Below are 12,179 nucleotides of genomic sequence, written 5' to 3'. Positions count from 1 at the left end.
CGCATCGGTCGGCGGAGATCGCGATGCAGGTGGAGAACGGGCCGCCCCCGGCTCCGGCGGCGGCCCGTTCTCCACCTGCATCGCGATCTCCGCCGACCGATGCGCGAGCCGCACCCGCGTCTTCGCCCCCGCCGCGTGCTTGTGGACGTTCGTCAACGCCTCCTGCACCACCCGGTACGCCGTCTGCTCCACCTCGGCCGCATACACCCGCACGTCCCCCTCCACCGACAGCTCGACCACCATCCCCGCGGCCGCCGACTGCCCCACCAGCACCTCCAGCTCGGCCAGACAGGGCCCCTCCGCCACCTCGCTCTCGGCCCGCGAAGCCGCCGCCGCGGCCGCGGCCCCCACCGCCGCCAGAGGCACCGGCACGGGCGCGGACACGGCCTCCGGCCGCGCCGACGCCATCGACGAGAACCCCTCCCCCGACCGCAGGACCCCGAGCATCTCCCGCAACTCCGTCAACGCCTGGCGCCCCATGTCCCCCACCAGCGCCGCGTTCCGCACGGCCTTCTCCGGATCCTTCCGGGCCACGGCCTGGAGCGCCGCCGCGTGCACGACCATCAACGACACCCGGTGCGCCACCACGTCATGCATCTCCCGCGCGATCCGGGTCCGCTCCTCCCCCCGCGCCCACTCGGCCCGCTCCTCCGCCCGCTCCGCGAGCAACTGCAACTCCCGCTCCAGCGAATCCGCCCGCTCCCGCAGACTCTCCATCAGCCGCCGCCGCGCCCCGACGTACAACCCCAGCAGCACCGGCGGCGCGGTCAGCCCGATCGCCATCGTCGACGCGAGGAACACGGCGAAGGCGTCCCCGCCGCCGACGGCCCCGTCCCCCTGCAGATTGCTGCGGGTCGCCTCCACGAACCACACGATGAACACACCGGCGAACGCCATCCCCGACAGCGCCCCGATGATCCGCCTCGGCGCCTCCGACGCCGCCAGCGTGTAGAGCCCGACGAGCCCCATCAGATACCCCATCTGGGCGGGCGCGACGGCGATGAAGACCAGCACGACGGCGACGGGCCACATCCGCCGCACCAGCAGCACGGAACCGGCGAGCGCACCGAAGGCGACCCCCACGGCCTCCGGCAGCGCGGCGTTCTGCGCGAACTCGACACCCTCGATCGAACACTCCACGGCCGACACCAGCGCCAGCCCGCCGTCGAGGACGGCACTCCGCCACCGCTCCCACCACCACGGTCCGGCCCTCTCCCCCGTTCCGGCCGCGGTGTGGTCTTCCCCCGTCGTGGTCATACACCCAAGCCTACGTTCGAGCGCCCCCGCTTTTCCGGCGAGTTTCCCGTAGTGGCCCACACCACGCCCCACCCTCGAACAGAAGCGAAACCACCCCCTTTCCCTCGAACTGCTGAATCGCCCACCGTTCGACCCCGGAACCCTGCATTCCGTCCGGACGGTATGCCCATGGCACATCCACCCAGCAAGTACGCCGACTTCGAGGCCCTGCGCGAGCGGGCGATCACCTTGCGCCGCGAGGGCCTCAGCCGCCGCCAGATCCGCGACCGCCTCCACGTCGACAACAACGACATCCTCAACCGCCTCCTGGAAGGCGAGCCCCCACCCGCCTGGACCAACCGCCCCAACGCCAAGGACGACCTCCGAGCGACGGCCCGCACCCTCCGCCTCCAGGGCTGGACGTACGACCAGATCCAGGTCGAACTGGGCTGCTCGAAGAGCTCGATCTCACTGTGGGTACGGGATCTGCCGAAGCCGGAGCGCAGGCGCTCCCCCGAGGAGGCCGCAACCATCGCCCGACGGGGCTGGGAAGCGAAGCTCCGCGTCCGCGATGAGGAACGGCAGCAGACCAAGGAGGCGGCCAAGCAAGCGATCGGCGACCTCTCACCGCGCGAACTGTTCCTGGTAGGCGTGGGCCTCTATTGGGCCGAGGGCAGCAAGGACAAACCGTACGACCGCCGAGAGAACGTGACCTTCGTCAACAGCGACCCCGGCATGATCCAGGTCTTCCTCGCCTGGCTCGACCTACTGGGGGTAGATCGCGAGCGCCTGCGATTCAACGTGATGATCCACGAGACCGCAGACGTGTCAGGCGCCGAGAAGTACTGGGCCGAACTCGTCGGCACCGGGACGTTCAACAAGACGACCCTCAAGAAGCACAACCCCAAGACCGTCCGCAAGAACGTCGGCGACTCCTACCGAGGCTGCCTCGTGATCAAAGTCCTGAAGGGGGCCGACTTGTACCGTCGCATCGAAGGCTCTTGGTACGGCATAGTATTGGGAGCCACCCGACAGCCTGACCGGATGTCCGGCTAGTCGGGTTTAGTCCCCCGTGGTGTAATCGGCAACACACATTACTTTGGATAATGTATTTCAGGTTCGAGTCCTGGCGGGGGAGCTCTACGCAGCTAGGGTCCTGACCAAGTGAACGGTCAGGACCCGCTCACATTTCCCCCTCGCAACGCCCCGGTATCCTGCGGATGTCCACACCCCACACATCCACAGCCGAAGGGCATCCCCGTGAGCGCAACCCGCCCGGCAGCCGTCGTCGTACTCGCAGCGGGTGAGGGCACCCGTATGAAGTCGGCCACACCCAAGGTTCTGCACAACATCTGTGGCCGCTCCCTGGTCGGCCACGTGCTCGCCGCCGCGCGCGAGTTGGAGCCCGAGAACCTGGTCGTCGTCGTGGGACACGCCCGCGAGAAGGTCACCGCGCACCTCGCCGAGGTCGACCCCGGCGTACGTACGGCCGTCCAGGCGGAGCAGAACGGCACGGGGCACGCCGTACGGATGGGCCTGGAGGAGCTGGGCGGCGTCGTCGACGGCACCGTGGTCGTCGTCTGCGGCGACACCCCGCTGCTCACCGGCGCCACCCTCCGGGCCCTCGCCGCCACCCACTCCGCCGACGGCAACGCCGTGACCGTGCTGACCGCCGAGGTCCCGGACGCCACCGGCTACGGCCGCATCGTGCGGGACGGCGCCTCCGGTGCCGTGACGGCCATCGTGGAGCACAAGGACGCCACCGAGTCGCAGCGCGCGATCCGTGAGATCAACTCGGGGGTCTTCGCGTTCGACGGCCAGCTGCTCGCGGACGCGCTCGGGAAGGTCAGGACCGACAACAGCCAGGGCGAGGAGTACCTGACGGATGTGCTCGGGATCCTGCGGGAGGCGGGCCACCGGGTGGGCGCCTCCGTCGCCGGTGACCACCGGGAGATCGCCGGGATCAACAATCGCGTGCAGCTCTCCGAGGCGCGCCGCATCCTGAACGACCGACTGCTCACCGAGGCCATGCTCGCCGGGGTGAGCGTGATCGACCCCGCCACCACGTGGGTCGACGTCACCGTGACGTTCGAGCAGGACGCCGTCGTCCACCCGGGCACCCAGCTCCTGGGCACCACGCACCTCGCCGAGGGCGCGGAGGTCGGCCCGAACAGCCGGCTGAAGGACACCACGGTCGGGGCCGGCGCGCGCCTCGACAACACCGTGGCGGACGGCGCCGAGGTGGGGCCGCAGGCGACCGTGGGGCCGTACGCGTACCTGCGTCCGGGCACCCGGCTCGGGCTGAAGTCGAAGATCGGCACGTACGTCGAGACCAAGAACGCCACCATCGGGGAGGGGACGAAGGTCCCGCATCTCTCCTATGTCGGTGACGCGACGATCGGCGAGTACTCGAACATCGGTGCGGCGAGCGTGTTCGTGAACTACGACGGTGAGAACAAGCACCACACGACTGTCGGCTCGCACTGCAAGACGGGCTCGGACAACATGTTTGTGGCGCCTGTCACGGTCGGGGACGGTGCGTACACCGCCGCCGGGTCCGTGATCACGAAGGATGTGCCGCCCGGTTCGCTGGCCGTGGCCCGTGGCCAGCAGCGGAATATCGAGGGTTGGGTGGCGCGCAAGCGTCCGGGGAGCGCGTCGGCGAAGGCTGCCGAGGCGGCTTCCCGGGAGGGCGAGAGCGAAAGCTGACTGGAAACAGGTGCGCCAAGGACGTCGTACCGTGATAAGTGCACACCCGCACCCCAGCTGAGCCAGCGATTTCCGCGTGCCCGGCTGAGAACCTCTGAGGAGACAGTGCTGTGACCGGGATCAAGACGACCGGCGAGAAGAAGATGATGTTCTTCTCCGGCCGCGCCCACCCCGAGCTTGCCGAGGAGATCGCCCAGCAGCTGGGTGTCGGGGTCGTCCCGACGAAGGCCTTCGACTTCGCGAACGGCGAGATCTATGTCCGCTACCAGGAGTCGGCGCGAGGTGCGGACTGCTTCCTGATCCAGAGCCACACGGCTCCGATCAACAAGTGGGTCATGGAGCAGTTGATCATGATCGACGCGCTGAAGCGTGCGTCGGCCCGCTCGATCACCGTCATCGTGCCGTTCTACGGTTACGCGCGGCAGGACAAGAAGCACCGTGGTCGTGAACCGATCTCGGCGCGTCTGATCGCGGATCTGATGAAGACGGCGGGTGCGGACCGGATCCTGGCCGTGGATCTGCACACGGACCAGATCCAGGGCTTCTTCGACGGGCCCGTCGACCACCTGTTCGCGCTGCCGCTGCTCGCGGACTACGTGGGCGCGAAGGTGGACCGGGACAAGCTCACGGTGGTCTCGCCGGACGCGGGTCGCGTGCGGGTGGCGGACCGTTGGTGCGACCGTCTCGGTGCGCCGCTGGCCATCGTGCACAAGCGGCGTGACAAGGACGTGGCCAACCAGGTGACCGTCCACGAGGTCGTGGGTGAGGTCAAGGGCCGGGTGTGTGTCCTGGTGGACGACATGATCGACACCGGTGGCACCATCTGCGCGGCGGCGGACGCGCTGTTCGCGCACGGCGCGGAGGACGTCATCGTGACGGCGACGCACGGTGTGCTGTCGGGTCCGGCCGCCGATCGGTTGAAGAACTCGAAGGTGAGCGAGTTCGTGTTCACCAACTCGCTGCCGACGCCGAGCGAGCTGGAGCTGGACAAGATCACGGTGCTGTCGATCGCGCCGACGATCGCGAGCGCGGTGCGTGAGGTGTTCGAGGACGGTTCGGTGACGAGCTTGTTCGACGAGCAGTAGAGACGTTGTAGATCGTCGTAGGTCCTTGTAGATCGTTTTGGGTACGGCCTTCCTCTCCGAGTAGACTGCCGAAGTTGCTCGGCGAGGGAGGCCGTACGCGTTTCCGTTTCAGGACGGTGGTGCGGCTGTCCGTTATCGACGCGCTCTTCGTAGCAGGCCGTTCGTGGCCGGGTGACCACGTCCGCATCTAGTTCTACGAGGAGTGATCATGTCCGAGGTGAAGCTCGCCGCGTCGACGCGTACCGAGTTCGGCAAGGGTGCCGCCCGCCGTATCCGCCGTGACGCCAAGGTTCCCGGTGTTCTGTACGGTCACGGTTCCGACCCGATCCACCTGACGCTTCCGGGCCACGAGCTGCTGCTCGCGCTGCGTACGCCGAACGTCCTGATCTCCCTGGACATCGACGGCAAGACCAGCGAGCTGGCGATCCCGAAGTCGGTGCAGCGTGACCCGATCAAGGGCTTCCTGGAGCACGTCGACCTGCAGCTGGTCACGCGGGGCGAGAAGGTCAACGTCGAGATCTTCGTCCACACCGAGGGTGAGCTGGCCCCCGGCGGCAACCTGCTGGAGCACGTGCTGAACGCGCTTCCGGTCGAGGCCGAGGCCACGCACATCCCCGAGTCCGTCACGGTGTCCGTCGAGGGCCTGACGGCCGGTGACTCCGTCCTCGCCAAGGACATCCCCCTGCCGTCGGGCACCAAGCTGGCCGTCGAGGGCGACACCGTCGTCCTCCAGGTCCTGGCCGCCCAGGCGGAGGAGCCGTCGGAGGAGTCCGCGGAGGGTGACGCGGCCGCGGAGGCCTGAGCCCCCGCTCTGTCAGGGGTTCGTCAGCCGCTGCTTCCCTCCGGGGGGCGGCGGCTGGCGCGTATCCGCTCGCGTATCCGCGCTTCCGCCCGCGTATCAAGGAGACATGCACGTGACGACCGATCCGAGCGCCCCCTGGCTGATCGCCGGCCTCGGGAATCCCGGGCCCGAGTACGCGGCGAACCGGCACAACGTGGGGTTCATAGTGGCCGATCTGCTGGCCGAGCGGGTCGGGGGGAGGTTCAAGCGGGCCGGGAAGGCGCAGGCGCAGGTCGTCGAGGGGCGGATCGGGCCGCCGGGGCCGGGGAACCGTCGGGTGATCCTGGCCAAGCCGATGTCGTACATGAACCTGTCGGGCGGGCCGGTGACCGCGCTGCGGGACTTCTACAAGGTGCCGGTGGCGAACATCGTCGCGATTCATGACGAGTTGGACATCGACTACGGCACGCTGCGGCTGAAGCTCGGCGGTGGTGACAACGGTCACAACGGGCTGAAGTCGATGACGAAGGCGATGGGGTCGGACTACCACCGGGTGCGGTTCGGGATCGGTCGTCCGCCGGGTCGGATGCAGGTCGCGGACTTCGTACTGAAGGACTTCTCCGCCACGGAGCGCAAGGAGTTGGACTACTTCGTGGACCGGGCGGCGGACGCGGTGGAGTGTCTGGTGATCGAGGGGTTGGAGCGGGCGCAGGGGACGTACAACTCCTGACCTGTTCCGCACATATCCCGTTTCGTCCGTCGTCGCGCGCTGGCCTGCGGGAGTTGACCGACCGCAGTTCCATGGCCAATGATCCCCGCCATGCCCGACAGCAAAGCCCCCTCACACCGTTCGCGGCGCCGTGCGCGCCCGGGCGGCGGTGGTGCGTCGGCCGCGCTGCGGTACGGGCGGCTGGCGGCCATGGGTGCGATCGCGGCGGTGATCCTGATCGCCGGGGTGTGGGGGTCCTGGGGCTGCGCCCAGCACGTGATGCTGAGCAAGGGGCGCGAGCAGGGCACGTTGACCGTGTCCGAGTGCCGGGGCGAGACCTGTTGGGGGCCGTACGAGCCGGTCTCGACGGGTTCGCGGTCCAGGGAGCGGGTCGACATCGAGCGGTCCGTGGCGGTGGAGACGGGCCGGACGTACACCGTGGTCGTGAAGCCGGGCAGCAGTGATGTCGTACGGACGGGCCCGGCGGGTCTGCTGCACGCGTGGGTGCCGTTGGGCGGCGCGCTGTTGCTCGCCGCGGTGGTCGTGGCCGGGGGGTTGCGGATGGTGCGGTCGGCGTGGGTGCTGGGCGGGTTGGGCGTGACGCTGATCACGGCGGCGTGGGTCGCGCTGTGACGTTGCGGCGAGTGTTCGGCTGACGGCCCGGTGGGGCTTCTCACGCAGTTCCCCGCGCCCCTGAAGGCCCAGGCCCTGCGGGCCTGAAAAGCACGGGGCGCAGCCCCTGCTTTTCAGGGGCGCGGGGAACTGCGCGACCAGCCCCCACCGAACCGTCAGCCGCGAACGAACTCCACGAATCAGCCCGTGTTGCGCAGTCCCGCCGCCACCCCGTTCACCGTGAGCAGCAACGCCCGCGCCAGCAGCGGATCAGCCGCCTCCCCCGCAGCCGCCGCGTCCCGCTGGCGCTTCAGGAGGGCGACCTGGAGGTACGAGATCGGGTCGAGGTAGGCGTCGCGGATGGAGAAGGTCTGCTGCAGGACGGGGTTGGCGTCCAGCAGCTTGTCCTCGCCGGTGACGCGCAGCACCTCGCGGACGGTCAGCTCGTGCTCCGCCCGGATCATGTCGAAGACGTGCTTGAGCTCGTCGGGGACGAGCGTGTCGACGTAGTGCTGGGCGATCCGCAGGTCCGTCTTGGCCAGCGTCATCTCGACGTTGGAGAGGAAGTTGCGGAAGAAGTGCCACTGCTCGTGCATCTCGTCGAGCACGGTGTCCAGGCCCGCTTCGCGCAGCGCCTTCAGGCCGGAGCCGACGCCGAACCAGCCGGGCACGATCTGCCGTGACTGGGTCCACCCGAAGACCCAGGGGATGGCGCGCAGGCCGTCGAGCGAGACGCCCGAGCCGGGACGGCGGGAGGGCCGCGAGCCCAGGTGCAGGTCGGCGAGCTGGTCGACCGGCGTGGAGGCGAGGAAGTACGTCGGCAGGTCGGGGTCTTCGACGAGCTTGCGGTAGGCGGCGTGGGCGGCGTCGCTGACCAGGTCCATGGCCGCGTCCCAGCGGGCGAGGGCGTCCTCGGACTGGCGGGGCGCGGTGTGCAGAGCGGACGCCTGGAGGGTCGCGGCGACCGTCAGCTCCAGGTTCTCCCTGGCCAGGGAGGGGACGAGGTACTTGTCGGAGATGACCTCGCCCTGCTCGGTCACCTTGATCTCGCCCTCCAGCGTGCCCCAGGGCTGCGCGAGGATCGCGTCGTGGGACGGGCCGCCGCCACGGCCGACGGTGCCTCCCCGGCCGTGGAACAGCCTCAACCGCACTCCGTACCGGTGGGCAACGTCACGCAGTCGGCGCTGCGCCCGGTGGATCTCCCACTGCGAGGTCGTGATGCCGCCGAACTTCGACGAGTCCGAGTAGCCGAGCATGACCTCCTGCACGTCTCCGCGCAGGGCGACGAGCCGCCGGTAGGAGGGATCGGCGAGCATCTCCTCCAGGATCGTGTCGGCGGCCTTGAGCTCGTCGGTCGTCTCCAGCAGCGGGACGATGCCGATCTTGGCCCAGCCGGCGTGGAGGTCGATGAGCCCGGCCTCGCGGGCGAGGACGGTGGCGGCGAAGACGTCGTCGGCGCCCTGGCACATCGAGATGATGTACGACTCGATGACCTCCGGGCCGAAGACGGCGAGCGCCTTCTTGACGGTCTCGAACACGCCGAGGGTCTTGGCGCCGGCGGCGTCGAGGGGCGCGGGCGTGGGAGCCAGGGGCCTCCTCGACCGGAGTTCACGGGCGAGGAGCTTGTGGCGGTACTCGCGGGGCATGTCCTCGTAGCGCCAGGACTCCTCGCCGAGGCGGTCGAAGAGCTGGCCGAGGGCGTGGTGGTGGGCGTCGGCGTGTTCGCGGACGTCCATGGTGGCGAGCTGCAGGCCGAAGGCGGAGAGGGTGCGGATGGTGCGGTTCATCCGGCCGTCGGCGAAGAGGCCGCCGCGGTGCTCGCGCAGGGAGGTCTGGATGAGGGTGAGGTCGCGCAGCAGTTCGGCGGTGCCGAGGTAGTCGCGGCCGTCCTCGTGCGGGATGCCCTTGGCGAGGCGCTGCTTGGTGTTCTCCAGCTTCTGCCGGATGCAGGTGGCCTTGAGCCGGTAGGGCTCCTCGGCGTTGAGGCGCTTGTAGCGGGGGCTGATCTCGGGCAGCGCCTCCAGGTCGGCCTGGAGCGAGGTGAGCAGTTCCTCGGTGGCGCCCGTGTAGCGGATGGAGTTGGAGAGGAAGCCGCGCAGTTCGTCGATGAGGTCGAGGGCGTCGTTGATGCCGTGTTCGTGCTGGAGGATGAGGACGTCCCAGGTCACCTGGGGGGTGACGTTGGGGTTGCCGTCGCGGTCGCCGCCGATCCAGGTGCCGAAGGTGAGGGGGCGGGTGGCGTCGGGGATGGTTACGCCGACGCGCTCCAGCTCGGCGGTGAGGTCCTCCAGGACGTCGCCGACGGCGCCCGCGTGCAGTTCGTCGAGGTAGTAGATGGCGTTGCGGGCCTCGTCGGCGGGCTCGGGGCGGACGACGCGGAGTTCGTCCGTCTGCCACACCAGGTCGATGTTCTCGGCCAGCCGGATGTCGTAGCGGCGGCGGTCGGACTCGATGACGGGGGTCTCCAGCAGCGCGGCGATGCGGCGGAGCTTGTTGAGGACGGACCGGCGCGCGGCCTCGGTGGGGTGGGCGGTGAAGACGGGGCGGACGTTGAGGTTGGCGACCGTCTCGCGCAGGTGCTCGGGGTCGGCGTCCTTCAGTCGATCGGCGGTACGGGCGAGGAGACCGCCCTCGGCGGCACGGCGTGCCCTCAGCTCTCGGCCCCGGTGCACCTGTTCGGTGACGTTGGCCAGGTGGAAGTAGGTGGAGAAGGCGCGGACCAGCTTGGCCGCGGTCTCCAGTTCGGTGCCGCGCAGCAGGTCGGCGGCGGCTTCACCGTCCTCGCGGGTCAGGCGGCGGACGCGCTCGACCAGATCCAGGAGTTCGGGGCCCTCCTGTCGTACGAGGGTCTCGCCCAGTAGGTCACCCAGGCGCCGGATGTCGGCGCGCAGCTCGGCGCCAACCGTCGTGACGGTGTGGCCATGGTCGTCGGCACTGCTCACAGGTGCGGCTCCTTGCAGTGTTGATGCTCGGCTGAGGGGAACCCGGGTGGGGGCCCGGCGGTCTGGGCCGCGGTGTGGCGCGGCGGCCGGGCAGGATTCAGAGCGGACCGCGCTGTCCGAACGAGTCCAGGATAGGCGTCCACCAGGGCGCCTCCGGCGACGGGTGCCACTTTTGCGGCACTGAGTGCCACCTGTCCACCGTGCCCGCCCGTTACACCTGGACGCGCAGACAGGTGGCTCTTGCCGCCCGGCACCGCGCTGCCATACTTACGATGCCGTAGGTTACGGAACCGTAGGGAAAGCCGACAGGTACCCCCCGCACGCTGTGCCGCAGGCACCCTCCCCCCTCTCTCTCCACCCTCGACCCCCCAGGGGACGCCCCATGAGCTCAAGGTCCGATGTGATCGAAGACGCACCGAATGCGACAGGTTCTCCAGGCTCCGCCACGACCGGCTCCCCGGCGCCGTCGGCCACGCTGGGCGGCGAGCAGAAGCGTTCGATCGAGCAGATCACCCTGCTCCTCTTCATCACCGTCCCGTTCCTCGCGCTCCTCGCGGCGGTGCCGCTGGCCTGGGGCTGGGGCGTCAGCTGGCTGGATCTCGGCCTGCTGGTGTTCTTCTACTACCTGGGCTGCCACGGCATCACGATCGGCTTCCACCGACACTTCACGCACGGTTCGTTCAAGGCCAAGCGGCCGCTGAAGATCGCGCTGGCCATCGCCGGTTCGATGGCCGTCGAGGGCCCACTGGTGCGCTGGGTGGCCGACCACCGCAAGCACCACAAGTTCTCCGACGCCGAGGGCGACCCGCACTCGCCTTGGCGGTTCGGCGAGACGCTCCCCGCGCTGATGAAGGGCCTGTGGTGGGCGCACATCGGCTGGATGTTCGACGAGGAGCAGACCTCGCAGGAGAAGTACGCCCCGGACCTGATCAAGGACCCCGCGCTGCGGGCGATCTCCCGCCAGTTCATCTACTGGACGATGCTCTCCCTCGCCCTCCCGCCCCTGATCGGGGGTCTGGTGACGATGTCCTGGTGGGGCGCGTTCACCGCGTTCTTCTGGGGCTCCCTCGTGCGGGTGGCCCTGCTGCACCACGTGACCTGGTCGATCAACTCGATCTGCCACGCGGTCGGCAAGCGTCCCTTCAAGTCCCGCGACCGCTCCGGCAACGTGTGGTGGCTGGCTGTCCTCTCCTGTGGCGAGTCGTGGCACAACCTCCACCACGCCGACCCGACCTCCGCCCGGCATGGTGTGGAGCGCGGCCAGTTGGACTCCTCCGCTCGGCTGATCCGGTGGTTCGAGGTGTTCGGCTGGGCGTACGACGTCCGCTGGCCGTCACGCTCGCGTATCGATTCCAGGCGTAACACGGGTGAGGACACCTCCGAGCACGGGAAGGCGCCCGCCGAGACGGCATGATTGACGCCGTGGCGACCGACTCCAGCAGCACCCCGAGCAATGACAAGCCGCGGCGTGTTCGCCGCACCCGGATGACGGGCGCCGAGCGCCGTGCGCAGCTGCTGGAGGTCGGGCGCGCGCTGTTCGCCGCCAAGGGCTTCGAGGCCACGTCGGTGGAGGAGATCGCGGCGAAGGCCGGGGTGTCGAAGCCGGTGGTGTACGAGCACTTCGGCGGCAAGGAGGGGCTGTACGCGGTGGTGGTGGACCGTGAGATGAGCCGGCTGCTGGACATGGTGACCAGCTCGCTGACGGCCGGGCACCCGCGTGAACTCCTCGAACAGGCCGCGTTCGCGCTGCTGGACTTCATCGAGGACCACACGGACGGTTTCCGCATCCTGGTCCGTGACTCCCCGATCCCGCAGTCCACGGGTTCCTTCGCGTCCCTCATCTCCGACATCGCCACGCAGGTGGAGGACATTCTCGGCCGCGAGTTCAAGAGCCGCGGTTTCGACCCGAAGCTCGCGCCGCTGTACGCGCAGGCGCTGGTCGGCATGGTCGCCCTGACCGGCCAGTGGTGGCTGGATGTCCGCCGGCCGAAGAAGGCGGAGGTGGCGGCGCATCTGGTGAACCTGGCGTGGCACGGCTTGGACGGGCTCAACCAGAAGCCGCGGCTGATCGGTCACCGGAAGTTTTGAGCCGGGGGGTGCGGGGG

10 protein-coding genes and 1 tRNA gene are annotated in these 12,179 nt (G+C 69.3%); 9 read left to right on the top strand and 2 right to left on the bottom strand.

From position 1 onward, the window contains the following. Positions 1-1,257: sensor histidine kinase (locus P1P70_RS30580; RefSeq protein ID WP_319243504.1), on the bottom strand; the 1,257-nt coding region annotated here is incomplete at its 3' end. Between the two features lie 168 nt (positions 1,258-1,425). Between P1P70_RS30580 and P1P70_RS30575 the strand changes: the two genes are divergently transcribed. The 7 genes from P1P70_RS30575 to P1P70_RS30545 all read left to right on the top strand — a co-directional run bounded on the left by P1P70_RS30575 (position 1,426) and on the right by P1P70_RS30545 (position 7,153). After that, complete coding sequence (locus P1P70_RS30575) at positions 1,426-2,292, top strand: hypothetical protein (protein WP_319243502.1); 867 nt, start codon at positions 1,426-1,428, stop codon at positions 2,290-2,292. A gap of 10 nt (positions 2,293-2,302) precedes the next feature. Then, a tRNA-Gln gene (locus P1P70_RS30570) sits at positions 2,303-2,374 on the top strand. A gap of 122 nt (positions 2,375-2,496) precedes the next feature. Further along, positions 2,497-3,945: a bifunctional UDP-N-acetylglucosamine diphosphorylase/glucosamine-1-phosphate N-acetyltransferase GlmU gene (glmU, locus tag P1P70_RS30565; protein ID WP_319243501.1), complete on the top strand. Its 1,449-nt coding sequence runs from the start codon at positions 2,497-2,499 to the stop codon at positions 3,943-3,945. A 110-nt stretch (positions 3,946-4,055) separates the two neighbouring features. Continuing rightward, positions 4,056-5,030: a ribose-phosphate diphosphokinase gene (locus P1P70_RS30560; protein WP_059079911.1), complete on the top strand. Its 975-nt coding sequence runs from the start codon at positions 4,056-4,058 to the stop codon at positions 5,028-5,030. 208 nt (positions 5,031-5,238) lie between these two features. Then, positions 5,239-5,832: a 50S ribosomal protein L25/general stress protein Ctc gene (locus P1P70_RS30555; protein ID WP_319243499.1), complete on the top strand. Its 594-nt coding sequence runs from the start codon at positions 5,239-5,241 to the stop codon at positions 5,830-5,832. A 106-nt stretch (positions 5,833-5,938) separates the two neighbouring features. Beyond that, positions 5,939-6,541 carry an aminoacyl-tRNA hydrolase gene (gene pth, locus P1P70_RS30550; protein ID WP_319243496.1) on the top strand — a complete coding sequence of 201 codons (603 nt, stop codon included), beginning with the start codon at positions 5,939-5,941 and terminating at the stop codon, positions 6,539-6,541. Between the two features lie 78 nt (positions 6,542-6,619). Beyond that, entirely contained in the window at positions 6,620-7,153 is a 534-nt protein-coding gene (locus P1P70_RS30545; protein ID WP_413471580.1) for a hypothetical protein, read from the top strand. Positions 7,154-7,332: 179 nt separating this feature from the next. On the opposite strand, the gene ppc is transcribed toward P1P70_RS30545, so the two are convergent. After that, on the bottom strand, positions 7,333-10,074 hold the full coding sequence (gene ppc / locus P1P70_RS30540) for a phosphoenolpyruvate carboxylase (protein ID WP_319243492.1): 2,742 nt from the start codon (positions 10,072-10,074) through the stop codon (positions 7,333-7,335). Positions 10,075-10,456: 382 nt separating this feature from the next. On the opposite strand from ppc, the gene P1P70_RS30535 reads away from it, so the two are divergent. Both P1P70_RS30535 and P1P70_RS30530 read left to right on the top strand, forming a co-directional pair. Next, entirely contained in the window at positions 10,457-11,488 is a 1,032-nt protein-coding gene (locus P1P70_RS30535; RefSeq protein WP_319243490.1) for an acyl-CoA desaturase, read from the top strand. Then, positions 11,485-12,162, top strand: coding sequence for a TetR/AcrR family transcriptional regulator (locus tag P1P70_RS30530; protein ID WP_086799083.1), 678 nt, complete (start codon positions 11,485-11,487; stop codon positions 12,160-12,162). The genes P1P70_RS30535 and P1P70_RS30530 overlap by 4 nt, the downstream gene beginning before the upstream one ends. Positions 12,163-12,179 lie beyond the last annotated feature (17 nt).

Origin of the sequence: Streptomyces sp. MB09-02B, assembly GCF_033794485.1 — a bacterium.
GTDB lineage: Bacteria > Actinomycetota > Actinomycetes > Streptomycetales > Streptomycetaceae > Streptomyces.
The sequence above is the reverse complement of the archived record's forward strand: the minus strand, read 5'-3'. Positions and strand labels throughout refer to the sequence as shown.